Raw genomic sequence first — 26724 nt, 5'->3', positions numbered from 1 at the left:
ATGGTAACGATGCGTTTACTTATCACGCTCTTCATGCTGGCCTTTGCCCAGCTGTTTTTCAATATGGCGCACGCATCGCCACATGCCCCTATTAATGCAAATCATCATAAGGCAGATAGCGGCACGCCTGCCCGAGAGGATGAGCGACGTAAACGCCGACCGGTTAAAGCCAACAGCACCAAAAAAGTTAAAGAATCCACCAGCAAAAAATCTCGCTTAACCTCAGTACAAAAGTTGAAGCTTAAAAAGAAACCTTCGCTGCAAACCGCCTCTGTTCAGACTGCCCCGTTGCACTCCAGCAAATACAAAAAGAAAACCACCTTAAACGCCGGAAATAAACGCTATGGCCGCCATCGTGGCAAGGTTGTCGATACTGCTGAAGAGCTGACGTCAGACTCTGTTTCTGCGCCATTAAAGTTAAGTAAAGCTCACCGCGCCCGCTATCAAAAAGCCCGTGAAACCGCGATGACCAAACTGATGGGCCAGCTGGGTAAACCTTACCAATGGGGCGGAACGTCGCCTAAAACCGGCTTCGATTGCAGCGGCCTGGTGTGGTATGCCTACAAGGATTTAGTGAAGTTTAAAATCCCGCGCACGGCGAATGAGATGTATCACCTGCATGATGCGGCTTCGATAAAGCGTGATGAGCTGGAGAAAGGCGATTTAGTCTTCTTCCGCATTAACGGGCGCGAGACGGCAGATCATGTTGGCGTGTATCTGGGTGGTGGGAAGTTTATTCAGTCGCCACGTACTGGCAAGGATATTCAGGTCAGCGCTCTGGCAGATGATTACTGGCAGCGCCACTATATTGGTGCCCGCCGGATGATGACGCCAAAAACCATTCGATAGCGGAAATACTCAGAGCCGATCGTCAGACCGGCCCTGTTTGCACTTAATGCATAATCGCGGTGAAGCTAAACGCCATAATCATCAACAGTGCGCAAACCGTGGTCAGTAAAGAGAACTTCAGATCGGTATCCATTTTTAATCCTAAATAGCCCTACAGTTTATGATGCCATCAATTTTCCCATACTTGACGGTAAAAATCTCGTTTTCTCTGCCAAGCCTTGTTAGAATTCTTTTTTTGTTGCGCAACGGCCCGCACCTTAAGGTGTTTAGCGGTCTTTAATCAGCGCTTTTTCCTTCCTGACGACTCCGGACAGCAACTAAAAAACGACTTCAGACGTCAGGTTTTCGATCTCACCAGGCAAACGATTAACAACAGGCTTATCAAACGGTTAAGATAGGCGCAGGAGTAGTTATTTCATGGCAACAATTAAAGATGTGGCAAAGCAAGCCGGGGTGTCCACCACCACCGTCTCCCACGTCATCAACAAGACCCGTTTCGTTGCAGAAGAAACGCGGGAAGCCGTGTGGGCCGCCATTAAGGCGCTCCACTATTCACCCAGCGCGGTTGCCCGTAGTCTGAAGGTGAATCACACCAAAACCATCGGGCTGCTGGCTACTTCGAGCGAGGCGCCCTATTTCGCCGAAATTATTGAAGCCATTGAAAACCGCTGTTTTGCCAAAGGCTACACGCTGATCCTCGGTAACGCCCACAATGATCTTGCCAAGCAGCAGGCCTATCTGTCGATGATGGCGCAGAAACGCGTGGATGGCCTGCTGGTGATGTGTTCCGAATACCCTGACGAGTTGATCACCATGCTGGAAGATAACCGCAATATTCCGATGGTGGTGATGGACTGGGGCAAATCGCGCGGTGACTTTACCGATACGGTAGAAGACAACGCCTTTGAAGGCGGTTATCTGGCTGGCCGTTATCTGATCGACCGTGGGCATCGAGATATTGGTGTCATCCCGGGTCAGATGGAGCGCAACACCGGCGGTGGCCGTCTTGCCGGATTTATGAAAGCATTGTCTGAAGCGGGGATTACCTTGCGTGACGAGTGGCTGGTTCAGGGCAATTTCGAACCTGAATCAGGTCACCAGGCGATGCAGCAAATCCTCTCGCAGAAGCAGCGTCCAACGGCGGTGTTCTGCGGTGGCGATGTGATGGCGATGGGCGCAATTTGTGCGGCTGATGAGATGGGCCTGCGCGTTCCGCAGGATATATCGGTAATCGGGTACGATAACGTACGCAACGCCCGTTACTTCACACCGGCCCTGACCACGGTTCACCAGCCAAAAGAACAGCTGGGCGAAACCGCCTTCGATATGCTGTTAGATCGTATCACCAGCAAGCGTGAAGAACCGCAGACGATTGAAGTACATCCTACGTTGATCGAACGCCGTTCGGTTGCCGATGGTCCCTTCCTGGATTACCGCCGCTAGTCCCGCTCAGTGCTGAGGGCGAATTCTCCCTCAGCACACCCAATTGGCTCAGGGCTCTTCCTTCAGCCATTCACTGTTCAGCGTGTCACTGTCACCCAGATAATCCAGCAACCAGCTCAGCGCCGGTGAAGCCTGCTGCTCAGACCAGCTCACGCAGCACGGACTGTCCGGAAATCCGCCTTCCAGCGTCAATTCATGCAAAGCGCCTTTTTGCAGCAGCGGTTGCGCCAGATGGCCCGGTACCATCCCCACGCATAAGCCCGCCAGCAGGCAGTCAAATGCGCTTTCCCAGTCTGGCACCACCAGCCGCCGCTGATTATCCAGCGTCCATGTGGTGCGTTTCGGCAAGGCTCTTGAGGTATCTTCCAGCACCAGTGAAGGCCATTCGCCAATGGCCTCTTCACTGGTTTCTGCGTGCTGACGTGCCAGCGGATGATCCGCGGCAACCACACAGCGCCAGTTGAGCGCGCCCATATTGCGGAAGGCGAAGCGGCCACCTACCGGGATAGCCTGTGTCGCGCCGATGGCCACATCCACCCGCCCGTCGGCCAACGCATCCCAGACGCCGTTAAAAACTTCTGCTGACAGATGCAGTTCCATATCCGGAAAGTGCCGATAAAAGTCGACTACCAGCTGTCGGGTTCGCTGAGATTTAACGATGCGATCGACGGCGATATTAATTTGCCCTCGCCAGCCGTTAGCGACCTGCTGGCACTGCCGTCGGGTGGCGAGCATTTTTTTGATGACACTGCGGCCCTCCTGGATAAATACTCGTCCCGCATCGGTCAGCACCACATCACGGTGGCGACGCTCAAACAACGGCACGGCAAGCCATTCTTCCAGCTGCCGCACGGTATAACTGATGGCTGAGGGTACGCGATGGAGCTCTGCGGCGGCAGCGGTAAAACTGCCGCTGCGGGCAACTGCATCAACCACTTCAAGGGAATGTTCTGACCACATAATCTGCCTGCAATATTTTTGAACGCAACCTGCAAATATTACCGTTTCACAAGCTGTATGGCACGCGATTACACTCTGCGGCGTTTCGTTCATCACAAATAAAGAGCAAAAGAATGCCTTCGAAAGGATTTATTGTTTACCTGGCGCTGTTAAGCGTGGCAGGTTTCCTCGCTACCGATATGTACCTGCCTGCCTTTGGTGCCATGCAACAAGACCTGCAAACCGATGCCGGGATCATCAGCGCCAGCCTCAGCCTGTTCCTGGCGGGTTTTGCCATCGCCCAGCTGTTTTGGGGTCCGTTGTCGGATCGTATTGGCCGTAAGCCTGTGCTGTTGATGGGTCTGAGTCTGTTCGCCGTCAGTTGTGGCGCGATGTGGTGGGTAGATTCTGCTGCGGCCCTGCTGGCGTTGCGCTTTGTGCAAGCGGTGGGGATTTGTGCTGCTGCAGTCAGCTGGCAGGCACTGGTCGTCGACCGCTATTCCGCCAGCCAGGCAAATCGCGTATTCGCCTCCATCATGCCGTTAGTGGCACTCTCGCCTGCGCTCGCGCCGTTACTGGGCGCCTGGTTACTCAACCATTTCAGCTGGCGCGCCATTTTTGTCGCGCTGTTGCTGGTCGCAGTGGTGCTGCTGATTTCCACCTTGTTCCTCGCCCCAACGGTGAAGAAGCCGGTGGTGGATGGCGTGAAGAAAATGGGCTTTTTCAGCCTGTTAAAATCGCCGGTTTACAGTGGTAACGTGCTGATTTATGCCGCCTGTTCAGCCAGCTTCTTCGCCTGGCTGACCGGTTCGCCCTTCATTCTCGGCGATCTTGGCATGTCTCCCGGTGACATTGGGCTGAGCTACGTGCCTCAGACGCTGGCCTTTTTGATTGGCGGATTCGGCTGCCGAACGTTGCTGAAACACACTGAAGGCCGCTCCCTGCTGCCCTGGTTACTGGCAATCTATTCACTCAGCATTGTGGCTTTTTTTATCGCCGCGCAGATTGAAGATCCGTCTATGGTGGCGTTATTGCTGCCGTTCTGCGGTATGGCGTTAGCAAACGGTGCGATTTATCCGATTGTCGTGTCGAATGCCCTCTTACCTTTCCCGCAATCGAGTGGTAAAGCCGCTGCCCTGCAGAACACGCTGCAACTGGGTTTGTGCTGCATCGCCAGTCTGATTGTTTCCACATTTATCAGCACTTCGCTGTTCACCACCTCGCTGGTGATGATCTCGACTGTTGTTCTGGCAGGAATCGGCTATATTTTACAACGGGCGAAGGCGGAAAAGCTCGCTCTGGCGGACGCGCACAGCGGTCGCTAACAGCTTGATTCCAATTGGTTAGCACCCTAACAATAAACAATTGAATATTGCCTGGCGTGAGCATATACTCATTTCAGGCAACACAAAATAACAAGTTCGTCGCAATTTTTTGAGTCCTGACAGGGTGGTCAAGGTGTTATCTCGCGCGGCATTCGTTGCGCAACTCTGCAGGCACTATTCTTAACAATCCTCTGTAACGCCGGATATCAGGCGTACGGTTTATCCGTGCGTGTTCTCAAATCCTGTAGAAATTGTCTATTCTATTTCTCAGGTTTCAATCACACAGGGTGATGGAGAAGCTATGAGTTCATCGTGTATAGAAGAAGTGAGCCTGGTCGAGGATCATTGGTATCGAATCGTCCAGGAAATGCTACGCAATGCAGATATTGAGGTCAACGGCACACGCCCCTGGGATATCCAGATTAAAAATCCGGAGTTCTTCAAGCGCGTGATGCAAGAGGGCTCACTGGGATTGGGCGAAAGTTATATGGATGGCTGGTGGGAATGCGAAAATCTGGATATGTTTTTCCATCGCGTTCTGGTCGCCAAACTCGATCAACAACTCCCCCACCACTTTAAAGATACGCTCAGAATAGCTGCCGCCAGATTAACCAATCTGCAATCACGAAAACGCGCCTGGATTGTCGGTAAAGAGCATTACGATCTGGGTAACGATCTGTTCTCACTGATGCTTGATGATCATATGCAATATTCCTGTGGCTACTGGAAAGAAGCGCAAACGCTGGAAGAAGCACAGAATGCTAAATTAAAAATGATCTGCGATAAACTGCAATTAGCACCAGGCATGTCACTGCTGGATATTGGCTGTGGTTGGGGCGGACTGGCTGAATATGCCGCCAGAAATTACGGTGTCAGCGTATTTGGCGTCACTATCTCTGCTGAACAGCAGAAAATGGCTCAAGAGCGATGTGAAGGGCTGGATGTCACTATTCTGTTGCAAGATTACCGCGATTTAAACCAGCAGTTTGACCGCATATCTTCCGTAGGCATGTTTGAACATGTTGGACCTAAAAACTACGCCACCTATTTTGACGTGGTAAACCGCAATCTGAAACCTGACGGTATTTTCCTGCTTCACACCATCGGTGCCAATAAGACCAATGAACATGTTGATCCCTGGATCAATAAGTACATTTTCCCTAATGGCTGTCTGCCTTCAGTACGCCACATCTCTGAAGCGCACGAGCCGCATTTCGTCATGGAAGACTGGCACAACTTTGGTCAGGACTATGACACCACTCTGATGGCATGGCACGAGCGGTTCCTCGCAGCCTGGCCCCAGCTGGCAGAAAAATACGGTGAGCGTTTTAAACGGATGTTCGTCTATTACCTGAATGCCTGTGCCGGCGCTTTCCGCGCCCGCGATATTCAACTGTGGCAGGTGGTCTTTACCCATGGGGTTGAGGGCGGTTTACGCGTCCCGCATTAAGATCGCGCAAAAAAAAAGCTGACAGGATGAATTGTCAGCCTTTTTTTATTTTAAAGGTTACTCATTAAGCTCTGAGGCTGCCGCAGCAAGCAGAGCCGCTTCGCGTTGAGCCAGTACCCGTTCAACGGTTTCGACAATCGCCTGGGTATGAGGATCAATTTCAATATTCACCCGATCGCCCAGACGTTTCGCGCCCAGCGTGGTTCTCGCCAGCGTTTCAGGAATAAGGTGGACGCAGAATTTAGTTTTGCTCACTTCACCCACCGTCAGACTAATCCCATCAATGCCAATAAAGCCTTTATGGAGGATATATTTCATCTGCTGAGCGTCCAGTGGCTTGAACCAGATTTCGCGATTATTCTCAGAGGTAATTATTTTGCTGATTTCTGCGGTGGTCATAATGTGCCCGGACATCAAATGACCGCCAATTTCATCGCTAAATTTTGCCGCACGCTCAACGTTAATCGTATCGCCAACGTTAAGGTCGCCAAGATTAGTAATACGCAGTGTCTCTTTAACCAAATCAAAGCTGACGCGATCGCCCTGCACTTCAGTTACCGTCAGGCAGCAGCCATTGTGAGAAACAGATGCGCCCAATTCCAGACCCGGCAACAATTCAGCCGGTAAGCGGACGATATGCGTACGGAAATTAGGTTTCTCTTCAATTGCCAGCACCTCTGCGGTGCCCTGCACAATACCGGTAAACATAGTCATGGCCTCAATAATTGAATTCTTGCACTAGTTTGCCCTGGCTAAGTGAGAAAACCAAATGCAACCGGATGATTTAGCGTGACATGAAGAGCTATTCTTAACGCGAATCATTGGCTATTTCCTCTGCGATCATTACACTGTGCGGCCTGCCCTGCTGATAATTCGCTAAAATAACGTTTTTTGCCTTCGCAGAGCCCCTTCCTCCCGCTAATTCAATAGGTGTATAAGTGCAGAAGTACCTGACAGAGGCGCGTCAATTATTAGCGCTGGCAATCCCGGTGATCCTTGCGCAAGTTGCGCAAACCGCTATGGGTTTTGTTGATACCATTATGGCCGGCGCAGTGAGCGCCACGGATATGGCCGCCGTCGCCGTGGGCACGTCTATCTGGTTGCCTACCATTCTCTTCGGCCATGGTCTGTTACTGTCACTTACGCCTGTTGTTGCTCAATTCAACGGCTCTGGCCGACGCGATCGCGTGGCTTATCAGGTTCGTCAGGCTTACTGGCTGGCCGGCGTGGTGTCTATTGTGATCATGGTGGTGCTGTATAACGCCGGATTTGTTATCCGTTCGATGAAGAATATCGACCCGAAAATGGCCGAGATTGCTGTCGGCTATCTGCATGCGCTGCTCTGGGGTGCGCCGGGCTATCTGTTCTTCCAGGTCATGCGCAATCAGTGCGAAGGGTTGTCTAAAACCAAACCTGGCATGGTGATGGGCTTTATTGGTCTGCTGGTGAATATACCGGTTAACTATATCTTCATTTATGGTCATTTCGGCATGCCGGCGCTCGGCGGCGTGGGATGTGGCGTGGCAACGGCTTCGGTCTACTGGGTGATGTTTATCGCCATGAAGTACTGGGTCAGCCGCGCACGATCGATGCGTGATATCCGCCTGACCGATCGCTTCACCCGTCCCGATCGGGCGGTTCTCTGGCGCCTGTTCAAGCTCGGCCTGCCGGTGGCACTGGCGCTGTTCTTTGAAGTGACGCTGTTTGCCGTGGTTGCCCTGCTGGTTTCCCCAATGGGCATCGTCAAAGTGGCAGGCCATCAGATCGCGCTGAACTTCAGTTCGCTGATGTTCGTGCTGCCGCTTTCGCTGGGTGTGGCGACCACCATCCGGGTTGGATTCCGCCTGGGTCAGGGCTCGACTGAAGCGGCCCGGGTTTCCGCCTGGACTGCGCAGGCGGTTGGCGTGTCGCTGGCCTTGATCACCGCGCTGTTTACCGTCACCTTCCGTGAACATATCGCCCTTCTTTATACCGATAACCCGGAAGTGATCACCCTTGCCGCTCATCTGATGCTGCTGGCGGCGATTTATCAGTTCTCTGACTCTATCCAGGTGATCGGTAGCGGTATTTTGCGCGGCTATAAGGACACCCGGTCGATCTTCTTCATCACCTTTATTGCCTACTGGATACTCGGCCTACCGTGCGGATATGTTCTGGCGATGACCGACTGGGTAGTGCCAGGCATGGGGCCAGCCGGTTTCTGGATCGGTTTTATTATCGGCCTGACCTCTGCGGCAGTGATGATGGTGTGGCGGATGAGACGTCTGCAACAACAACCGGCAGCGGTGATTCTGGCGCGCGCAGCACATTAATTTTTCGGCGATTTTCTGCCGATGATGTTCAAAATTGCTGCGCTTCGCACAGTTGCGCAGCAGTCGCGAAGAAAAAAGCAGATTTCCACTTGCCAGTCGTTGAGGCTGTCGTTAATATTCGTCCCCGCTGTTACCAAGACAGCAATCAGTGCGTTCTTAGCTCAGTTGGTTAGAGCACCACCTTGACATGGTGGGGGTCGGAGGTTCGAGTCCTCTAGAACGCACCACAGTGCGTCCGTAGCTCAGTTGGTTAGAGCACTACCTTGACATGGTAGGGGTCGGTGGTTCGAGTCCACTCGGACGCACCATTAGTTTCGCGTTCTTAGCTCAGTTGGTTAGAGCACTACCTTGACATGGTAGGGGTCGGAGGTTCGAGTCCTCTAGAACGCACCATCTCGCCTTACTCTGCGTTAAATCCTAAAAACACCCGTCTCCTTTTTTGCGCAACAAGCTGATCTATCGCAACCTTTGCCACACTCCCTGCTGCTTTTTAATTGGTTTTCGCCAACTTAACTACTATAATGTGCAACGTTGTTTCACTTGAATGGTTTCAGCGTATGGTTGACCCTATAGCAAAAACGATAGCATGTTGCGCAACGCACTCTTGCGCGCGCGCTGAAACCGCGTCTCAACTTCCCCTGCACGCTTTACCACAGTCACCTATTCTTATTTTGTATCGCAGTTCGCCTTTCAGGCACGAATTCTTAGCCGGCGCTTTCCAGCTCCCGGGATCTCGCTTTTCTCATCCATCACAACTTAATAGATAACTCGTCATGAAAAAGACTAAGATCGTTTGTACTATCGGTCCAAAAACCGAATCCGAAGAAATGTTGACCAACCTGCTTGATGCAGGCATGAACGTAATGCGCCTTAACTTCTCCCACGGCGATTACGAAGAACACGGTAAACGTATCTCAAATCTGCGTGCCGTGATGAGTAAGACCGGACATCAGGCGGCTATCCTTTTGGATACCAAAGGCCCTGAAATCCGCACCATGAAACTGGAAGGCGGCAACGATGCCTCGTTGAAAGCCGGCCAGACCTTTACCTTCACCACTGACCAGTCAGTGATTGGTAATGATTCTCGCGTCGCAGTGACTTATGCAGGCTTTACCGCCGATCTGAAAATCGGTAACACCGTGCTGGTTGATGACGGTCTGATCGGTATGGAAGTGACTGAAGTCACCGAAAACACCGTGGTCTGTAAAGTGCTGAACAACGGTGACCTGGGCGAAAACAAAGGCGTTAACCTGCCGGGCGTTTCTATCCAGCTGCCTGCACTGGCTGAAAAAGACAAACGTGACCTGATCTTTGGTTGCGAGCAAGGCGTGGACTTCGTGGCCGCGTCCTTTATCCGTAAGCGTTCAGACGTGCTGGAAATTCGTGAGCACCTGAAGGCGCACGGCGGCGAGCACATTCAGATCATCTCTAAAATCGAAAACCAGGAAGGCCTGAATAACTTCGACGAGATCCTCGAAGCGTCTGACGGCATCATGGTTGCTCGTGGTGATTTGGGCGTTGAAATCCCGGTTGAAGAAGTGATCTTCGCGCAGAAGATGATGATCAAGAAATGTAACCGCGCTCGCAAAGTGGTGATCACCGCGACACAGATGCTGGATTCAATGATCAAAAACCCACGCCCTACTCGTGCGGAAGCTGGCGACGTGGCGAACGCCATCCTGGATGGGACTGACGCCGTCATGCTGTCTGGTGAAAGTGCCAAGGGTAAGTACCCGCTGGAATCAGTGACCATTATGGCCACTATCTGCGAGCGTACTGACCGCGTGATGAAGAGCCGTATCGACTCTCAGCATGACAACCGCAAAATGCGCATTACCGAAGCGGTATGCCGTGGCGCCGTTGAAACTGCCCAGAACCTGGAAGCGCCAATCATCGTGGTTGCGACCGAAGGCGGTAAATCAGCCAAGTCAGTGCGTAAGTACTTCCCGAACGCCACTATCCTTGCGTTGACCACTAACGAGCAGACGTCTCGTCAGCTGCTGTTGAGCAAAGGTATCATCACTTCTGTGGTGAAAGAGATCGCATCTACTGACGATTTCTACCGTTTAGGTAAAGAAGCCGCGCTGGCTAGCGGCTACGGTGTGAAGGGTGATGTGGTAGTCATGGTTTCTGGTGCGTTAGTACCAAGCGGAACTACCAATACTGCCTCTGTGCACGTGCTGTAATAGAAGATTACGCCTTGTAGATAAAAAGCGCCCCGAGAGGCGCTTTTTTTACAACTTGTGTTAAGGCCTTTCATAAAACTTCCATTTGAAATTAACCGTTCGAATAGAAAAATCTTAAGATGTGTCCGATTAAAGTAGCCTGTTTTAGCTAATTTTTTTGCATAAAACTGGAAAGACGGTGCATCTTTGAGCGAACGATCAAATTTAAGCACGTTCTCATCAAAAATTTATTCTCATTAGAAAATACTTTGTGTAATACTTGTAACGCTACATGGAGATTAACTCAATCTAGAGGGTATAAATAATGAATCGTACTAAACTGGTACTGGGCGCGGTAATCCTGGGTTCAACTTTGCTGGCTGGCTGTTCAAGCAACGCTAAAATCGATCAGCTGTCTACCGACGTGCAGACTCTGAACGCTAAAGTTGACCAGCTGAGCAACGACGTGAACGCAATGCGTTCTGACGTTCAGGCTGCTAAAGACGACGCAGCTCGCGCTAACCAGCGTCTGGACAACCAGGCTCACTCTTACCGTAAGTAAGAGTTCTGGTTTGAAAATGGCGCACATTGTGCGCCATTTTTTTTGGCTTTTTTTCAGCTTCCCTGCTGACCTCTTCTTCACTTCCCTTCCTGATATCCTGCTATAACCGACAAGGGTATGCTAAACGCGCCACAATCAATTCTGCGGGGTTTCGCCCTCAGCCTGACTCACGGTTGCCGGTTCCGCTTTCGCGCGCTCAGAATCGCTCTGCTGCATAATGGCAGGCATCGGCGTATCTGAGGTAACCGCTTCACCCTGACTCACCAGCACCGGCATGCCTGAACGGCGCGCTAAAACCTCTTTAATCACCTCAGCGTCGCTGTGCTCGCTTTTAACGAACTTCTTGCCCGTGGCATTAAGTGGCAGCGGCATGGTCTGCGGATCGTCCTTATCGCTGTGTGAGAGCGGCTGATGGACCTCCAGATAGCGTTTGCCATCCGGCTCAACGGCATACTTCACCGGCTGGTTGATAATCTGCACTCTGGTGCCTTTCGGCACGCTGTTGAACAGCGCCTCGATATCATCCGGTCTGAGGCGAATACAGCCTGAACTGACGCGCATGCCGATACCAAAATCCGCGTTGGTGCCATGGATCAGGTAGTGCCCCTGTCCGTAAGCCAGGCGCATCGCATACAGCCCCATCGGGTTGTCCGGACCCGCAGGCACCGTCACCGGCAAGGTTTTGCCTTCAGCGGCGTAGCGTTTACGGATATTGGGAGTGGGCGTCCAGGTAGGATTTGGGATTTTCTGGCTAACACTGGTGACCATCGGTGGCGTGTTCGCGCCCAGCTGGCCGATGCCGATTGGATAAACCACCACTTTGTTTTCCCCTTTCGGGTAGTAATAAAGCCGCAGTTCCGCCACGTTCACCACGATCCCTTCCCGCTTGGTATCCGGAAGCAGCATTTGCGTAGGAATGGTCAACTGACTGCCCGCTTTGGGTAACCAGGGATCGGTGCCGGGATTCGCTTCTAACATGCCCAGCAGGCCAATTTTATATTTGGCGGCAACGACTTCCAACGGGCGACCGTCATTGGGTACGGTATAGGTGGAATTTTCGCCGATTAAGCGGCTGTTATCTGCGGGCAAAGGATAATCGGTGGCGCGGGCATACTGCGTTGAGGCAAGGAGTGTCAGGAGCAATGCGGCAAGAGGAGACAAAGGTTTCATGCGAATTTCTCGGTTAGGATGAAGAAACTTCCCGCGTGCGAAGCGGGAAGTCTGTCGAGAAGTGTAGCAAGTTAGCCCTGGCTGAGAACCTGAGCTTTTTGGCGAATAGCGCGGATCATCGCTTCCAGTCCCTGAGAACGGGAAGGCGTAAGGTGCTGAGCTAACGCCAGCTGTTCGAAAAAGGGACGCACATCAAAGGCCAGAATTTCTGCGGGTGTCATCTGCTGATACAGAATAAAGACCACCGCAATCAATCCTTTAACGATCGCTGCATCGCTGTCACCATGTAACTGAACACGACCGCTGTCATCGGTGCTCATCAGGATCCACACCTGACTCTGACAGCCAGAAATGGTGTTTTCCGGCTGATGCAATGATTCAGACAATTCTGGCAACATCGCGCCTAATTCAATGACGTACAGATACTTCTCTTCCCAGTTCGCACAGCGGGAAAAGTTGCGAACCAGTTTTTCTTTCTCTGGCAAGGTTGCCATTCGTTCCTCCGAAAGCCGCCGGGCAATCAGCCCAACAGACGGTGTATACGTGTCAGTCCTGCCGCCAGGCGGTCGGCTTCTTCTTCGCTGTTATACAGCACGAAAGAAGCACGACACATCGCCGGCACGCCGTAATGGGTCATCAGCGGCATGGCGCAGTGGTGGCCAGTGCGGATAGCAATACCGTACTGATCGAGGAAGCTACCGACATCGTAGGCATGATGCTGTCCCAGATTGAAGGCGATGACGCCTGCACGCTGCTGCGGACCGTAAATCACCAAATCGGGAACCGAAGCCAGCTTGTCGAGGGCATAACGCATCAGCGACTGCTCACGCTCCTGGATAACGTCCAGACCCAGATCGGTTACCCATTTTAACGCAGCGCCCAGGCCGATAATGCCACCGGTGTTCGGTGAACCGGCTTCAAAACGCCATGGTGCCGCGTTATAGGTGGTCCCTTCAGTCAGGCTGACGTTGGCAATCATCGATCCGCCGCCTTCCCAGGGTGGCATCTGATCCAGCATGGCTTTACGCCCATACAGGATGCCGATGCCGGACGGTCCATAAATTTTATGCCCGGAGAAGGCATAAAAATCACAGCCGAGATCCTGCACATCGATGGTCTCATGCATTATCGCCTGAGCACCATCGACCAGCGTCGCCACGCCTGCGGCTTTCGCCTGCGCGATAATCTCTTTCACCGGGTTTACCGTGCCAAGCACGTTAGACACCTGAGTCAGAGCCAGCATGCGCGTGCGGCTGTCGATCAGACCTGGCAGCGCCGAGAGATCCAGCTCACCGGTGTCGGTCAGCGGGATAAAACGGATTTCAGCACCGGTACGCTGGGCCACCATCTGCCACGGAACGATATTGGCATGGTGTTCCATCGCGGTGATGATGATGTTGTCACCCGCCTGTAACTGACTTCCGCCCCAGCTGCTGGCAACCAGATTGATTGCCTCAGTGGTGCCTTTAACAAAGACAATCTCTTCTGGCGAAGCAGCATTAAGGAAACGTGCCGCCTGAATGCGGACGTTTTCCATTTCGGTGGTCGCTTCTGCACTCAGGGTATGAATACCCCGGTGCACAGCGGCATAGCCATGTTGATAAAAATGGCTTTCAGCATCGATCACTGCTTGCGGCTTCTGGGCGCTTGCGGCGCTGTCGAGATAGGCCAGAGGCTGGCCATTCACTTCTCGCGACAGAACCGGAAATTCAGCCCGGACGCGTGCCAGGTCAAAACTCATTGAAGGCCTCCAGGGAAACGCTGAGCAATACGTTGCATCACCGCTTCTTTCAGCACCTCATCCGTAATGGCTTCAGTCAGTTCGGCGGCAAAGGCGTAGATAATCATGCGCTGGGCAGACTCTTCGTTAATCCCGCGGGCACGAAGGTAGAACATCTGCTCATCGTCAATACGACCAATGGTTGCACCATGGCTACACTTCACGTCATCCGCGTAGATTTCCAGCTGAGGCTTGGTATCCACTTCGGCCAGGCGGCCCAGCAACAGGTTGTTGTTGGTCATCTGTCCGTCGGTTTTCAGCGCGTGCTTCGCCACTTTAATCATGCCGTTAAACACCGCACGGGCTTTATCACGCACGATGGTTTTGTGCAGCTGACGGCTCTGGCAATGACCTTTGTTATGCTCAAGGTAAGTGCGGCTGTCGCAAACTTCTTTGTCTACTGGCAACATCAGGCTGTTGATACCCAAATCGGTACCCTCACCGTTCAGCTGAACGCTGGTGTTGTGGCGAGTCAGGCCCGCGCCCAGCAGGAAGCTGTGGCTTTTCACATTCGCGTCACGCTCAATCACCAGATCGTTGTGCGAGAAGTGATAGCTGCTGTTATGTTCAAACGCCAGTTTGTAATGCTTCAGCTGGGCGTTTTTCGCAACGTTAGCGGTGAAGCGTGCGCCGGTGAAATGACTGGCTTCGTTCAGGCTGACGTAGTGCTCAATAATGGTCGCTTCCGCGCCTTCATCTAACTGCAGATGATGACGGTAATGCGAGGTGCTCATTTCTGCCTGCGCGCTGCTGCTGATGTGCAGCATATACAGCGCACGTGCGGCCGATTTGCCACGGGCAAGGTGAATTGACGTCACCTCTTCCGCCAGGCTTTCGGTCAAATGCAGGAACACTTCCGCTTGCACAGGTGCGCTTAATTCGCGACGTTGCGCTGAATCCGTCACCTGAACGTTAAACAGATCGAATTCGCTGTCGCTTAAGGCGGCATTGAAGCGGCCATCAACGAAGACCATTTTGATCGCGTCAATATCCAGCGCCAGGGCTTTAACCTGCTCTGCCGTCACGTCAGCCGCTGTTGGTGCCGCAAACTGATGGTCGAACAAGCCTTCCAGCGGGGTGTATTTCCAGTTTTCCTGCTTGCGCGTAGGCAGGCCTAAACGCAGCACCTGCTGCCAGTGCTGCTGCGCCTGCAGGGAACGGTTAGCGCTCTGCGTTTCAAACATGTGATGCCACTGCTGGAGGGCATTGTCACTATTCCTGGTCGGTAAGCCAGCCATAGCCTTGCTCCTCGAGTTGTTTCACCAGCGAGAAGTCACCAGACTTCACAATCTTGCCCTGATACAGCACGTGGACGAAGTCAGGCTTGATGTAATCCAGGATACGCTGATAGTGAGTGACGATGATGAAGGCACGCTTGCCATCACGCAGCGTGTTCACGCCGTTGGCAACGGTTTTCAGGGCATCGATATCCAGACCGGAGTCGGTTTCATCCAGAATGCACAGCTCAGGTTCCAGAGCCGCCATCTGCAGAATGTCGTTACGTTTTTTCTCACCGCCGGAGAAGCCGACGTTTACTGAACGGGTCAGCAAATCTTCAGGCATTTTCAGCAGCTGAATTTTGTCTTCGATGAAGTCCTGGAAATCAAAACGGTCCAGCGCATCCTGATCGCGGTATTTGCGCACTGAGTTGACGGCCGTCTGCAGGAAGAACTGGTTGCTGACGCCTGGGATCTCAACCGGGTACTGGAAAGCCATAAAGATGCCTTCGCCAGCGCGATCTTCAGGGGAGAGTTCCAGCAGGTCTTTGCCTTTAAAGCTGACCGAACCACCGGTGATTTCGTACTCTTCGCGGCCCGCCAGCGTGGCAGACAGCGTACTTTTACCTGAACCGTTTGGGCCCATGATCGCGTGAACTTCACCCGCTTTCACCTCGAGGTCCAGCCCGCGCAGGATCTCTTTATCTTCAATGCTAACCTGTAAATCTTTAATACTTAACATAGTGTTTCCCTGGCAGTGCTGTCCGGCACTGCGCTGAATGACCGTTAGCGCGGGGGCTTAGCCCACGCTGTGTTCAAGGCTGATCGCCAGCAGTTTCTGCGCTTCCACCGCGAATTCCAGCGGCAGTTCGGAGAAGACGTCTTTACAGAAGCCGTTCACAATCATCGAAATTGCGTCATCTTCACTGATGCCACGCTGCAGGCAGTAGAACATCTGATCTTCACCAATTCTTGACGTCGTCGCCTCATGCTCCAGCTGTGCCGTGTTGTTACGCACTTCCACATACGGGAAGGTATGCGCGCCACAGTCAGCACCAATCAGCATCGAGTCACACTGGGTGAAGTTACGGGCATTGGTTGCCGTCGGCATGATTTTCACCAGACCACGGTAAGTGTTCTGGCTTTTGCCCGCTGAAATACCTTTAGAGATGATGGTCGACTTGGTGTTCTTGCCGATGTGGATCATCTTGGTGCCGGTATCCGCCTGCTGATGACCGCTGGTCAGCGCCACAGAGAAGAATTCACCGACCGAGTTGTCACCACGCAGGATCACACTTGGGTATTTCCAGGTGATCGCCGAGCCGGTTTCAGACTGCGTCCAGGACATCTTGCTGTTCTCACCTTCACACAGCGCGCGCTTGGTAACGAAGTTCAGGATACCGCCTTCAGACTCGCCGCCGGAGAACCAGTTCTGCACGGTGGAGTACTTCACTTCAGCATCTTTATGAATGATGACTTCAACAACGGCCGCGTGCAGCTGATAGGTGTCGCGAACCGGCGCTGAACAGCCTTCGATGTAGCTGACGTAGCTGCCTTCATCGGCGATCAGGATGGTGCGCTCGAACTGACCGGTTTTCGCCGCGTTGATGCGGAAATAGGTCGACAGCTCCATCGGACAACGGACGCCTTTCGGGATGTACACAAAAGTACCGTCGGAAGCCACCGCGGAGTTCAGCGCAGCAAAGAAGTTGTCGTTAGCAGGAACCACGGTGCCCAGATACTGTTTAACCAGTTCCGGGTGATCGTGGATCGCTTCGCCGAAGGAACAGAAGATAATCCCCTGCTCTGCCAGCTTGCCACGATAGGTTGTGGAAACCGATACCGAGTCAAAAATCGCATCAACAGCCACTTCCTGACCTTCACGAACCGGGACGCCAAGCTGCTTAAAGGCGTTCTCCACTTCTTCAGTCAGGTAGTTAGCAGGCGTCGCACCGGAAGTCTGCTGGGCGCCAGGCTCGGAAGCACAGCTGTCATCACAGTTGCCGCACGATGGCGCGGAGTAGTAGCTGTAATCCTGGTAATCCAGCGATTTGTAGTTCGCCTTCAGCCAGTGCGGCTCTTCCATTTCCAACCAGGCAGCAAACGCCTTCAGGCGGAATTCAAGCATCCACTCTGGCTCGTTACGCTTGGCAGAAATCGCGCGCACAACGTCTTCGTTGATGCCGTTTTCAAATTCTTCGGTTTGCAGCTGAGTGAAGAAACCTTCTTTGTACTTCTGATGGTTTCCTTCCCAGACCTGCACATCATCCGATGTATCAGTGTTTCGGGACATAAGTTTTACTCAACGCCAAAGCTCTCACCACAGCCACAGGCGTGTTGAGCTTTAGGATTATTAAATTTGAAAATCTGGTTCAGACCTTCACGAACGAAATCTACTTCGGTACCGTCGATGAAAGGCATAGCCTGCAGAGGCACATACAGATGCGCGCCCTGATGGGTAAAGACCAAATCGTCGTCGGCAGGCTCTTTCACCATATCCATGGTGTAGCCAAAACCGGCGCAGCCAGACGTTTTCACGCCGAGCTTTAAGCCCTTCACTTGCGCATCATCGGCTGCCAGCACAATGATCTGTTTTGCGGCGCTGTCAGTGATGGTCAGTCCCTTCCAGACGTAGTCGTCGGGAGAAAAAGAAGCCGTAGTTGCTGATGGCATAACATTACCTCGTGAGTCGATAGCCGTTAAGGCTAATGCCCCTATGTTAGTGATAATGAATATCGCTTCAACCTCTTGTTTTGCAGGGATTAAGGCCAAATGGGGTTTTTTAGCCCTCTTTATTCAGTTTAGACCCTGTAAGAAGGATTGCGATCTGCGTCACGCGTCGATTTAACGTAATGGTAACACATTGAAAACAAGTCAGTAAATCCAGGCGCGTTTACGCTAAACGGGAATAATACTCATTTTAACTCTTTCAGCGTCGCCAATTATCGTTATGACCAATTTATCTGAGAGGCCGCATTTATCGATAAAAATTTCTTACGGTGACGTTGAATTATACACCAGTTACTCTATGATAATGATTATCATTAACGAGTGAGCCCTAAAATGAATCTGTCGATAAGTGCCTGGCTGCAACACAAGATTGACGAATACAAATATTCCGTTCGTGATATCACCGTCGATTACTACATGGCACAAGCCAAAGTAGACCGTCCGGAATGCACCCTCGAACAACTGCGCAAATTCAATGATACCTGCCTGGATATGGCCGAACTTTGCCAGCTTAACGGCGACGACCACAGCTACCTGCATGCCATGGGAAAACTTCACCATCGCCTGGTTCAGGAGTTGGGAAACGCCGAACGTGACAGGTTGTTCCGTATGCAAGCCTGGCAGCTAGCCCGACACTCGCTTACCCGCTTGTGCCATCAACTGGCAATGAGCGGCGAATGGGATAAAGCCACCAAACTGCAAAGCGAATTCGTTAAGCACGCATCCTGGATACTGTGAGGCGTCCGGGCGCGATTTTAAAGGCCCGGAAGTATATCACTCTTTTGCGCTGGCTGATATCACCGTGGTAGTGAGCCTGGAGCTGCAGCACAGGCGCTGCTGCAGGTCATAAACCTCAATCTGCCAGACCTGGTGACGACGTCCCAGGTGCAGTGCGCGGCAAACTCCCCTCACCTCTCCTTCACGCACTGAGCGCAGATGATTGGCGTTAATTTCCAGTCCAACGATACGATCATCGCCTTCGGTACAGAGATAGCCCGCCATCGAACCCAGGGTCTCTGCCAACACGGCGGACGCGCCGCCGTGTAACAGGCCAAAAGGCTGACGCGTGCGGGCATCCACCGGCATTGTCGCCGTCAACGTCTGCTTATCCACCGCGGTGAAGACGATGCCCAGATGCGCCACCAGCGTGTCCTGGCTGCGCTGGTTAAGCTGCTCCAGGGTGAATTCACGCTTCCAGATTGTCATCGGATTAACTCCAGTAACGCCTGTAAGGGATGACGCATGCCGTTGCCTTCCACACGCTTCACCTGGCTGCGGCAGGAGTAGCCGGTGGCCAGACAGCGTTGGCGAGGCAGTTTTTGCAGCGCCTGATGCCACGAAAGCTCGTAAATGCCCAGCGAGTTTTCCAAATTTTTGCTTTCGTGACCGTAGGTTCCCGCCATGCCACAGCAGCCGACGCTGATGTTTTCCAGCTTCGCGCCGAAACGGGCAAAAATCCCTTCCCATTGTTTGGTCGATGCAGGCAATGCCGTCACTTCAGTACAGTGGCCAAACAGATACCAGGCCTCCTGATTGCCAGGCTTGACGTCCTGAGGCGGAAGCGCCTGTTGCAGCCACTCATGCACCAGCTGCACGTGGAAGTCACCACGCCGATCTTTCAGGATCTCTTTGTACTCATCGCGATAGCACAACACCAGCGCCGGATCGACACCAACCAGCGGCAGCTCCAGTTTTGCCACGCGATTGAGGAAATCGGCGGTTTTCCTGGCGGTTCGCGCAAAACTCTGCAGGAAACCTTTCACATGCTGCGCTTTTCCGTTCGGTGAGAAAGGCAGCACCACCGGTTTGTAACCCAGCTTGCTGATAAGCTTGACGAAGTCTGTTACCAGCTGCGCTTCGTAATAGCTGGTAAACGGATCCTGTACCACCAGCACATGGCGCTCGCGATCCGCCGGACTCATCGCTTCCAGCGATTCCAGCGTGGTGCTGATGGCTGGCTGACCCGCGAGCTGCTTTTTCAGGTTCGGCGAGGAGAGCAAAGGCAGATCGACCATGCCCACATGGCGTTTACTCATCTCCCGCACCAGCGGCTGGCGCAGGAAGAAGTTAAAGAATTTCGGCGCTTTGGCCATCAGCGGCGCGTAGCTCTCCACGGTGCCAACCAGATAATCACTGGCCGGACGCAGATAACGTGTGTGATAGAGCTGCAGGAAGCGTGAGCGGAAGCCCGGCACATCAATTTTGATGGGGCACTGCGTGGAACAGGCCTTACAGGCCAGGCAACCGGACATGGCTTCTTTAACCTCATGGGAGAAGTCATATTCGCCACGGCGCGCGTACCAACTGTTGCGGGTGCGCTCAATCATTCCCCGCAGGGTAACTTTGGCTTCCGGCAGACGCTTTTCCAGCTCCAGCGGATCAACGCCCTGCTCCGCCAGCAGCCGCAGCCATTCACGGGTTAAGGTTGCGCGACCTTTGGGAGAATGAATGCGGTTGCCGGTGATTTTCATCGATGGGCACATAGGGCTGCGCACATCAAAGTTAAAGCAAAGTCCGTTGCCGTTACACTCCATGGCACCGCGCCAGTCGCTACGGACAGCGATCGGGATTTGACGATCGTAAGTGCCGCGCTTGGTGGCATCCACTCTCATCATTGGCTCGTCGACGCCTATTGGCGCACAGATTTTACCCGGATTGAGCCGGTTAGCCGGATCGAACACCGCCTTGATGTGGCGAAGATCGTTAAACAGCTCTTCGCCAAAGAATTCCGGGCTGTACTGTGCGCGAAAGCCCTTGCCGTGTTCTCCCCACAGCAGCCCGCCATAGCGAGCCGTCAGCTCGACCACTTCATCAGAGATTTGCTTCATCAGCATCTCTTGTTGAGGGTCACACATGTCCAGCGCTGGACGCACATGCAGCACACCCGCATCCACGTGGCCAAACATGCCGTAACTCAGGTTATGGCCGTCCAGCAGCGCACGGAACTCCACGATGTAGTCAGCCAGATGCTGCGGCGGAACACAGGTATCTTCCACAAACGGGATCGGCTTGGCGCGGCCTTTGGCATTGCCCAGCAGGCCGACCGCTTTTTTACGCATCGCGTAGATGCGCTCAATGCCGTCAAGATCGTCGCACAGCTGATAGCCAATCACGCCCGCCTGGCGATTGCTGATCAAGCCATCCAGTCGCTGACAAAGTGACTCAAGCTGGCTGTCGATCAATACCTTATCGTCACCGGCAAACTCGACAATATTCAGGCCGAGCATCTCCTGGTCGGGCACATCGGTAATCAACTCGCTTACCGAATGCCAGACGATATCTTCACGCGCCAGATTCAACACTTTTGAATCGACGGTTTCGACCGACAACGCTTTGGCTTCAACCATAAAAGGTGCACTGCGCAGTGCAGAGTCAAACGAGTCGTACTTGATATTCACCAGACGGCGAACTTTCGGGATCGGCGTGATATCCAGCCGCGCTTCGGTAATAAAGGCCAGCGTGCCTTCGGCGCCGCACAGGATCCGCGTCAGGTCGACATGCTGAAGATCGTCGCTGACCACATGACGTAAATCGTAGCCGGTCAGGAAACGGTTCAGTTTCGGGAAGTTATCAATGATGTTCTGGTGACGATCGCGGCAGCGTTCGAGAATGGTGCGGTAAATGCGGCCTTCGTTGCTCTGTTCTTTCGCCAACGTTTCAGCAAGCGCTACGGGAATACTGCGGGTGTCGAGAATATCGCCGCCCAGTAACACCGCTCTCAGGCCTGTTACGTGATCCGAGGTTTTGCCGTACACCAGCGATCCCTGTCCCGACGCATCGGTATTGATCATCCCACCTAAGGTGGCGCGGTTGCTGGTTGAGAGTTCAGGTGAGAAAAAATAGCCAAAGGGTTTCAGGTAAGCATTGAGCTGATCTTTAATGACGCCAGCTTCAACCTTGACCCAACCCTGTTCCACATTGATCTCAAGGATGCGGTTCATATGGCGGGACATATCGACCACGATCCCCTGATTCAGGGATTGCCCGTTAGTGCCGGTTCCGCCGCCCCTGGGAGTAAACACCAGGCTGTGGAAGCGTTCTTCACCCGCCAGGCGGGCAATTAGCGCCACATCGGCCGTGGAACGGGGGAAGAGAACCGCATCAGGAAGGAGCTGATAGATGCTGTTGTCGGTGGACATGGTAAGACGGTCGGCATAGCTGGTGGCTGTATCGCCGTTAAAACCCTGCTGCTCTAACGCCTGCAAAAAATTCAGCACCAGTTGAACGAGGCCTGGCGCTTGGGAAATCTGTGGGATCATTATCGGGTGACCAGAATGTTGGGTAAACGATTGCTATTGCTGACTCTGTTTTTATCACATTTTTTTATGACCTGTCGCGATCTCAACAATATAGCTGAAAAGAATCGCGTGCCGTTTCTGTCGAAAATGCGTTTAATGCATCATGCTAAGGGATGTTCGGGGAGACAAGGGGTCTTCCGGGAGTATCCCGTCTGTTTTTCTCGCTGAGGTTACCGTGTCAACCATAAAGAACGTGCAAAAAAAAGGCTGGGATTTGCCGCAAATCGTCTTCTCGCTGATGTTTATCATTTTGATGATTGTGGCCTGTTTTTGGGTGGTTCAGCCCTTCGTGCTGGGCTTTGCCTGGGCCAGTATGGTGGTGATTGCCACCTGGCCATTGATGATCAAACTGCAGGGCCTGCTGTGGGGCCGACGCTCGCTGGCGGTGATTGCCATGACGCTGCTGCTGATCCTGCTGTTTGTGCTGCCGGTATCGGTGCTGGTCAACAGCCTGATTGACAGCAGCGGGCCGGTGATCGCCTGGGCCTCTGCCGGGCACATTCAACTCCCCGACATGCACTGGATGAACAGCATTCCGCTGGTCGGCAGAAAGCTGTTTTCCGCCTATCACAACCTGGTGCAGGGCGGCGGCAGCGCGATGATGACCAAAGTGCAGCCTTATATCGGCCGCACCAGTGGCTTCCTGTTTGCGCAGGCCGGGCATTTTGGCCGCTTTATGATGCACCTCGGTCTGATGCTGCTGTTCAGCGTGTTGCTCTATGCCCGGGGTGAACAGGTGGGTCATGGCATACGTCATTTCGCCTTCCGCCTGGCCTCACGTCGGGGTGATGCGGCGGTACTGCTGGCCGGTCAGGCGATCCGCGCCGTGGCGCTGGGCGTAGTGGTCACCGCGCTGGTCCAGGGCTTGCTGGGCGGTATTGGTCTGGCGATATCAGGCATTCCTTATGCTACCGTGCTGACGGTAGTGATGATCCTCTCCTGCCTGGTTCAGCTGGGTCCGCTGGTGGTGTTAATTCCGGCGATTGTCTGGCTGTACTGGACAGGTGATACCACCTGGGGAACGGTGCTGCTGATCTGGAGTTGTGTGGTTGGCACGCTGGATAACGTGCTGCGACCGATGCTCATCCGCATGGGCGCGGATTTGCCGATGATCCTGATCCTTTCAGGCGTGATTGGTGGGCTGATTGCCTTTGGCATGATTGGCCTGTTTATCGGTCCGGTGGTGCTGGCCGTCTCTTATCGTCTGGTGTCGGTCTGGGTGCATGAAGCGCCGGCGCCGGAAGATGACCCGCTTGAAGTGGTTGAAGAACTGGCAGAGATCGAACACGAACACAGCGCAAAATAATCCTTCCTCTGCGGCCAGCTTGCCTGGCCGCTTTCGTAATTAAAAAAATGTGCGTCACGTCTTAATTCACTTTGATTAGGGTTTTTTACCAGAAAAGCGCATTTTTCACCCTTTTAGCTGATAACACCTGGTAATTGATTACCAGATATACAGTTTCCCAGACGATGTCACCCGGGATCTGTCACAAAAGGTTATGGGTTTTAAACTAATAAGAGGATTCTTAATGACTCCCCCTGCCCGGCTGAATAGTATGAATGACATGTTTATGATCAAACCGCTGATTTCTAAACAACCTTTTTCCCCTGAGTAAACTAAAGAATTGCTGTGTGTAGTCTTTGCCCATCCCATGTGATGGGCTTTTTTTTGCCTGTAGAAAAGCAAAAAGGCCAGATAAACTGGCCTTCGGGGTTATTACAGCGAAATCTGCTACTTTTTCGGTATTTCCGCCAGGCTTAACCAGGTCTGAACCACCGTATCTGGGTTAAGAGATAAACTGTCGATTCCCTCATCCATTAGCCACGCTGCAAAGTCTTCATGATCGGATGGACCTTGTCCGCAGATACCCACGTATTTCCCTTCTTTTTTCGCCGCACGGATGGCCATTGAAAGCAAGGCTTTAACCGCTTCATCACGCTCGTCAAACAGTGCAGACACCACGCCGGAGTCTCTGTCCAGTCCCAGCGTCAGCTGAGTCATATCGTTCGAGCCAATCGAGAAGCCGTCGAAGTATTGCAGGAACTGTTCAGCCAGCAGCGCATTGGACGGGATCTCGCACATCATGATTAGCTTGAGTCCATTCTCGCCGCGCTTCAGGCCTTGACGCTCTAACTCCTCGACAACAGCTTTAGCCTGCGCGACGGTACGGACGAACGGCACCATGATTTCAACGTTGGTCAGTCCCATATCGTTACGCACGCGTTTTACGGCTGCGCATTCCAGCGCGAAGCAGTCACGGAAGCTGTCTGCCACGTAGCGACCTGCACCACGGAAGCCGAGCATCGGGTTTTCCTCTTCCGGCTCGTAGCGCTCGCCGCCCACCAGGTTTGCGTATTCGTTGGTTTTGAAATCGGACAACCGTACGATGACGCGCTTCGGTGAGAAGGCGGCGCCCAGGGTGGAGATCCCTTCAGTCAGACGCGCAATATAGAACTCAACCGGATCGTCGAAGCCTTTCATCATCGAGCGGATTTGCTTCTGCAGTTCCGGCGTTTGCTGGTCAAACTCCAGCAGCGCTTTAGGATGCACTCCAATCATGCGGTTAATGATGAATTCCAGACGAGCGAGGCCCACGCCTTCATTCGGCAGGCAGGCAAAGTCGAAAGCACGATCGGGATTGCCGACGTTCATCATGATTTTCAGCGGCAGCTTCGGCAGCTCATCAACCTGTGAACTCTTCACTTCAAAGTCCAGCAGATCGTTATAGACGTAGCCGGTATCCCCTTCAGAACAGGAAACCGTGACCTTGTGGCCATCCTTAAGAATATCCGTCGCGTTGCCGCAACCGACCACCGCAGGAATACCCAGCTCACGGGCGATGATCGCCGCGTGGCAGGTACGTCCGCCACGGTTAGTGACAATCGCCGAGGCTTTTTTCATGATCGGTTCCCAATCCGGGTCGGTCATGTCGGTAACCAGCACGTCACCTTTCTCAATGCGGTTCATTTCGCTGATGTCGTGAATGACTTTGACTTCACCGGCACCGATGCGATGGCCGATTGCACGTCCTTCCACCACCACCGTACCTTTGCCCTGCAGCGTATAGCGTTCCATCACCTGGCCGTTGGAACGGACGGTTTCCGGACGTGCCTGTACGATAAACAGTTTGCCGGTATGGCCATCCTTCGCCCACTCAATGTCCATCGGACGCTGATAGTGCTTCTCGATCAGCATCGCCTGGGTGGCTAAGGCTTCAATCTCTTCACTGGTCAGGCTGAAGCGATCGCGCTCTTCTTCAGGCACATCCTCAATTCGCACCTGCTCACCGTGCTCTTGAGAGTCGGCATAAACCATGCGGATTTTTTTGGATCCCATGTTACGACGGACAATCGCCGGCCGGCCGGCAGCCAGCGTCGGTTTGTGCACATAGAATTCGTCGGGGTTAACCGCGCCCTGCACCACCATTTCACCGAGGCCATAAGCCGCAGTGATAAATACCACCTGGTCGAAACCAGATTCGGTATCAATGGTGAACATCACGCCTGCAGAACCCAGATCTGAACGCACCATACGCTGAACACCGGCAGACAGCGCCACGCCACGATGGTCGTAGCCCTGATGCACGCGGTAAGAGATGGCGCGGTCGTTAAACAGGGAAGCATAAACATGCTTAATGGCAATCAGCACGGCATCGAAGCCCTGCACGTTAAGGAAGGTTTCCTGTTGGCCGGCGAAGGAGGCGTCCGGCATATCTTCTGCCGTGGCGGAAGAACGCACCGCGAATGAAGCTTCCGCATCATCGGAGGAGAGCTGCTCGTAGGCTTCACGTACGGCCTGTTCCAGCGCGGGCTGGAAAGGTGTTTCGACAATCCACTGGCGGATTTGCTTACCCGCTTTTCCCAGTTCATCAATATCATCAATATCGGTCTTATCCAGCAGATCGTAGATACGCTGATTGACGCCGCTTTGATCGAGGAACTGATTGAATGCATCTGAGGTCGTCGCAAAGCCGTTCGGTACAGAAACGCCGAGCGAGGACAAATTAGTAATCATTTCACCCAGGGAAGCATTTTTGCCACCCACCCGATCAACATCGTTCATGCCAAGCTGGTTATACCAGAGCACAAGCGGCAGTTCGCCTTTATTGGACATTGAAACAATCCTTTTAAGATTAATGAATAATATGAGGACAGAGTAGTGCGTTTTGAGCCTGGCACATTCCGGTGTTGGAAAGAAACTGTTGAATCGATCAAGCGGATTAAAAATGTCATTTTAAGAAAACTCCGCGCTGTTTTGCGGCGTTGCGCAACGAAGGGAATAAGATAAGTCTTTATCTTTCAGTCGCCTGCTCACAGTTTTATCTTTATCAGAGTAAACGGGTTGCGCAACAAAACTTGATGAAGAATTAGAATGCTTTTTTAACTAAGGGCTATTTTTATGAATAATAAAAGGGAACGTCATTTCATAAATTGGCTTTTTTTCGCCTTAATCTCAGTTTATAAAAATAAAAAGTTCATATCAT

At 52.9% G+C, this 26724-nt stretch carries 22 protein-coding genes, 3 tRNA genes and 1 other RNA gene; 13 read left to right on the top strand and 13 right to left on the bottom strand.

Annotation, left to right across the window (positions count from 1 at the left end; genetic code table 11):
• Positions 1–9 precede the first annotated feature (9 nt).
• Positions 10–849 (top strand): C40 family peptidase, encoded by an 840-nt coding sequence (locus tag EBC_RS11410; RefSeq protein WP_013201937.1) that lies wholly within the window; start codon positions 10–12, stop codon positions 847–849.
• 43 nt (positions 850–892) lie between these two features.
• On the opposite strand, the gene cydH is transcribed toward EBC_RS11410, so the two are convergent.
• Complete coding sequence (gene cydH, locus EBC_RS25760) at positions 893–982, bottom strand: cytochrome bd-I oxidase subunit CydH (protein ID WP_041691995.1); 90 nt, start codon at positions 980–982, stop codon at positions 893–895.
• 284 nt (positions 983–1266) lie between these two features.
• On the opposite strand from cydH, the gene purR reads away from it, so the two are divergent.
• Positions 1267–2292 carry an HTH-type transcriptional repressor PurR gene (purR, locus tag EBC_RS11400; protein WP_013201936.1) on the top strand — a complete coding sequence of 342 codons (1026 nt, stop codon included), beginning with the start codon at positions 1267–1269 and terminating at the stop codon, positions 2290–2292.
• 48 nt (positions 2293–2340) lie between these two features.
• Here the strand turns inward: purR and punR are convergent, their stop codons facing one another.
• Positions 2341–3252 carry a DNA-binding transcriptional activator PunR gene (gene punR, locus EBC_RS11395; protein ID WP_013201935.1) on the bottom strand — a complete coding sequence of 304 codons (912 nt, stop codon included), beginning with the start codon at positions 3250–3252 and terminating at the stop codon, positions 2341–2343.
• A gap of 113 nt (positions 3253–3365) precedes the next feature.
• Here punR and punC point away from each other — a divergent pair, with 113 nt between their 5' ends.
• The gene (gene punC, locus EBC_RS11390) at positions 3366–4556 is read left to right on the top strand and encodes a purine nucleoside transporter PunC (RefSeq protein ID WP_013201934.1); all 1191 of its coding nucleotides are present in this window, start codon (positions 3366–3368) and stop codon (positions 4554–4556) included.
• Between the two features lie 301 nt (positions 4557–4857).
• On the top strand, positions 4858–6006 hold the full coding sequence (gene cfa, locus EBC_RS11385; protein ID WP_013201933.1) for a cyclopropane fatty acyl phospholipid synthase: 1149 nt from the start codon (positions 4858–4860) through the stop codon (positions 6004–6006).
• Positions 6007–6063: 57 nt separating this feature from the next.
• Here the strand turns inward: cfa and EBC_RS11380 are convergent, their stop codons facing one another.
• Positions 6064–6714 carry a riboflavin synthase gene (locus tag EBC_RS11380; RefSeq protein WP_013201932.1) on the bottom strand — a complete coding sequence of 217 codons (651 nt, stop codon included), beginning with the start codon at positions 6712–6714 and terminating at the stop codon, positions 6064–6066.
• A gap of 230 nt (positions 6715–6944) precedes the next feature.
• On the opposite strand from EBC_RS11380, the gene EBC_RS11375 reads away from it, so the two are divergent.
• The 6 genes from EBC_RS11375 (at position 6945) to EBC_RS11350 (ending at position 11045) form a co-directional block, all read left to right on the top strand.
• Positions 6945–8318, top strand: a complete 1374-nt coding sequence (locus EBC_RS11375) for an MATE family efflux transporter (protein ID WP_013201931.1) — start codon at positions 6945–6947, stop codon at positions 8316–8318.
• A gap of 150 nt (positions 8319–8468) precedes the next feature.
• Positions 8469–8545, top strand: a tRNA-Val gene (locus EBC_RS11370).
• A gap of 4 nt (positions 8546–8549) precedes the next feature.
• Positions 8550–8626, top strand: a tRNA-Val gene (locus tag EBC_RS11365).
• An 8-nt stretch (positions 8627–8634) separates the two neighbouring features.
• A tRNA-Val gene (locus EBC_RS11360) sits at positions 8635–8711 on the top strand.
• Positions 8712–9091: 380 nt separating this feature from the next.
• On the top strand, positions 9092–10504 hold the full coding sequence (gene pykF / locus EBC_RS11355) for a pyruvate kinase PykF (protein WP_013201930.1): 1413 nt from the start codon (positions 9092–9094) through the stop codon (positions 10502–10504).
• Between the two features lie 304 nt (positions 10505–10808).
• A complete protein-coding gene (locus EBC_RS11350; protein ID WP_013201929.1) occupies positions 10809–11045 on the top strand; it encodes a major outer membrane lipoprotein in 237 nt (78 codons plus the stop codon).
• 135 nt (positions 11046–11180) lie between these two features.
• Here EBC_RS11350 and EBC_RS11345 read toward each other — a convergent pair whose 3' ends face one another.
• The 7 genes from EBC_RS11345 to sufA form a co-directional block, all read right to left on the bottom strand.
• On the bottom strand, positions 11181–12215 hold the full coding sequence (locus EBC_RS11345) for a L,D-transpeptidase family protein (protein WP_013201928.1): 1035 nt from the start codon (positions 12213–12215) through the stop codon (positions 11181–11183).
• Positions 12216–12286: 71 nt separating this feature from the next.
• On the bottom strand, positions 12287–12709 hold the full coding sequence (sufE, locus tag EBC_RS11340) for a cysteine desulfuration protein SufE (protein ID WP_013201927.1): 423 nt from the start codon (positions 12707–12709) through the stop codon (positions 12287–12289).
• 26 nt (positions 12710–12735) lie between these two features.
• A complete protein-coding gene (gene sufS, locus EBC_RS11335) occupies positions 12736–13956 on the bottom strand; it encodes a cysteine desulfurase SufS (protein ID WP_013201926.1) in 1221 nt (406 codons plus the stop codon).
• The gene (gene sufD / locus EBC_RS11330; RefSeq protein ID WP_041691994.1) at positions 13953–15233 is read right to left on the bottom strand and encodes a Fe-S cluster assembly protein SufD; all 1281 of its coding nucleotides are present in this window, start codon (positions 15231–15233) and stop codon (positions 13953–13955) included. Before sufD ends, sufS begins: the two co-directional genes overlap by 4 nt.
• Positions 15208–15954 carry a Fe-S cluster assembly ATPase SufC gene (gene sufC / locus EBC_RS11325; RefSeq protein WP_013201924.1) on the bottom strand — a complete coding sequence of 249 codons (747 nt, stop codon included), beginning with the start codon at positions 15952–15954 and terminating at the stop codon, positions 15208–15210. Before sufC ends, sufD begins: the two co-directional genes overlap by 26 nt.
• 57 nt (positions 15955–16011) lie before the next feature.
• Positions 16012–17505, bottom strand: a complete 1494-nt coding sequence (sufB, locus tag EBC_RS11320) for a Fe-S cluster assembly protein SufB (protein WP_013201923.1) — start codon at positions 17503–17505, stop codon at positions 16012–16014.
• A gap of 5 nt (positions 17506–17510) precedes the next feature.
• Positions 17511–17885, bottom strand: coding sequence for a Fe-S cluster assembly scaffold SufA (sufA, locus tag EBC_RS11315; RefSeq protein ID WP_013201922.1), 375 nt, complete (start codon positions 17883–17885; stop codon positions 17511–17513).
• Positions 17886–18275: 390 nt separating this feature from the next.
• Here sufA and EBC_RS11310 point away from each other — a divergent pair, with 390 nt between their 5' ends.
• Positions 18276–18680 carry a hypothetical protein gene (locus EBC_RS11310; protein ID WP_013201921.1) on the top strand — a complete coding sequence of 135 codons (405 nt, stop codon included), beginning with the start codon at positions 18276–18278 and terminating at the stop codon, positions 18678–18680.
• A gap of 36 nt (positions 18681–18716) precedes the next feature.
• Here EBC_RS11310 and EBC_RS11305 read toward each other — a convergent pair whose 3' ends face one another.
• Positions 18717–19148, bottom strand: a complete 432-nt coding sequence (locus EBC_RS11305) for a hotdog fold thioesterase (protein WP_013201920.1) — start codon at positions 19146–19148, stop codon at positions 18717–18719.
• The gene (gene ydiJ / locus EBC_RS11300) at positions 19145–22201 is read right to left on the bottom strand and encodes a D-2-hydroxyglutarate dehydrogenase YdiJ (protein WP_013201919.1); all 3057 of its coding nucleotides are present in this window, start codon (positions 22199–22201) and stop codon (positions 19145–19147) included. The genes EBC_RS11305 and ydiJ overlap by 4 nt, the downstream gene beginning before the upstream one ends.
• 223 nt (positions 22202–22424) lie before the next feature.
• Between ydiJ and ydiK the strand changes: the two genes are divergently transcribed.
• Both ydiK and rprA read left to right on the top strand, forming a co-directional pair.
• Positions 22425–23546 (top strand): AI-2E family transporter YdiK, encoded by a 1122-nt coding sequence (ydiK, locus tag EBC_RS11295; RefSeq protein ID WP_041692286.1) that lies wholly within the window; start codon positions 22425–22427, stop codon positions 23544–23546.
• A gap of 257 nt (positions 23547–23803) precedes the next feature.
• Positions 23804–23913, top strand: an RNA gene (gene rprA, locus EBC_RS24805) — antisense sRNA RprA.
• 59 nt (positions 23914–23972) lie between these two features.
• On the opposite strand, the gene ppsA is transcribed toward rprA, so the two are convergent.
• Complete coding sequence (gene ppsA / locus EBC_RS11290; RefSeq protein WP_013201917.1) at positions 23973–26354, bottom strand: phosphoenolpyruvate synthase; 2382 nt, start codon at positions 26352–26354, stop codon at positions 23973–23975.
• Positions 26355–26724: the final 370 nt, after the last annotated feature.

Source organism: Erwinia billingiae Eb661 (genome assembly GCF_000196615.1).
GTDB lineage: Bacteria > Pseudomonadota > Gammaproteobacteria > Enterobacterales > Enterobacteriaceae > Erwinia > Erwinia billingiae.
The sequence above is the reverse complement of the archived record's forward strand: the minus strand, read 5'-3'. Positions and strand labels throughout refer to the sequence as shown.

Bases quoted from the DNA above. Each gene is read 5' to 3' on its own strand.
- EBC_RS11410 (WP_013201937.1), top strand. From the start codon at position 10: ATGCGTTTACTTATCACGCTCTTCATGCTGGCCTTTGCCCAGCTGTTT.
- cydH (WP_041691995.1), bottom strand. From the start codon at position 982: ATGGATACCGATCTGAAGTTCTCTTTACTGACCACGGTTTGCGCACTG.
- purR (WP_013201936.1), top strand. From the start codon at position 1,267: ATGGCAACAATTAAAGATGTGGCAAAGCAAGCCGGGGTGTCCACCACC.
- punR (WP_013201935.1), bottom strand. From the start codon at position 3,252: ATGTGGTCAGAACATTCCCTTGAAGTGGTTGATGCAGTTGCCCGCAGC.
- punC (WP_013201934.1), top strand. From the start codon at position 3,366: ATGCCTTCGAAAGGATTTATTGTTTACCTGGCGCTGTTAAGCGTGGCA.
- cfa (WP_013201933.1), top strand. From the start codon at position 4,858: ATGAGTTCATCGTGTATAGAAGAAGTGAGCCTGGTCGAGGATCATTGG.
- EBC_RS11380 (WP_013201932.1), bottom strand. From the start codon at position 6,714: ATGTTTACCGGTATTGTGCAGGGCACCGCAGAGGTGCTGGCAATTGAA.
- pykF (WP_013201930.1), top strand. From the start codon at position 9,092: ATGAAAAAGACTAAGATCGTTTGTACTATCGGTCCAAAAACCGAATCC.
- EBC_RS11350 (WP_013201929.1), top strand. From the start codon at position 10,809: ATGAATCGTACTAAACTGGTACTGGGCGCGGTAATCCTGGGTTCAACT.
- EBC_RS11345 (WP_013201928.1), bottom strand. From the start codon at position 12,215: ATGAAACCTTTGTCTCCTCTTGCCGCATTGCTCCTGACACTCCTTGCC.
- sufE (WP_013201927.1), bottom strand. From the start codon at position 12,709: ATGGCAACCTTGCCAGAGAAAGAAAAACTGGTTCGCAACTTTTCCCGC.
- sufS (WP_013201926.1), bottom strand. From the start codon at position 13,956: ATGAGTTTTGACCTGGCACGCGTCCGGGCTGAATTTCCGGTTCTGTCG.
- sufD (WP_041691994.1), bottom strand. From the start codon at position 15,233: ATGGCTGGCTTACCGACCAGGAATAGTGACAATGCCCTCCAGCAGTGG.
- sufC (WP_013201924.1), bottom strand. From the start codon at position 15,954: ATGTTAAGTATTAAAGATTTACAGGTTAGCATTGAAGATAAAGAGATC.
- sufB (WP_013201923.1), bottom strand. From the start codon at position 17,505: ATGTCCCGAAACACTGATACATCGGATGATGTGCAGGTCTGGGAAGGA.
- sufA (WP_013201922.1), bottom strand. From the start codon at position 17,885: ATGCCATCAGCAACTACGGCTTCTTTTTCTCCCGACGACTACGTCTGG.
- EBC_RS11310 (WP_013201921.1), top strand. From the start codon at position 18,276: ATGAATCTGTCGATAAGTGCCTGGCTGCAACACAAGATTGACGAATAC.
- EBC_RS11305 (WP_013201920.1), bottom strand. From the start codon at position 19,148: ATGACAATCTGGAAGCGTGAATTCACCCTGGAGCAGCTTAACCAGCGC.
- ydiJ (WP_013201919.1), bottom strand. From the start codon at position 22,201: ATGATCCCACAGATTTCCCAAGCGCCAGGCCTCGTTCAACTGGTGCTG.
- ppsA (WP_013201917.1), bottom strand. From the start codon at position 26,354: ATGTCCAATAAAGGCGAACTGCCGCTTGTGCTCTGGTATAACCAGCTT.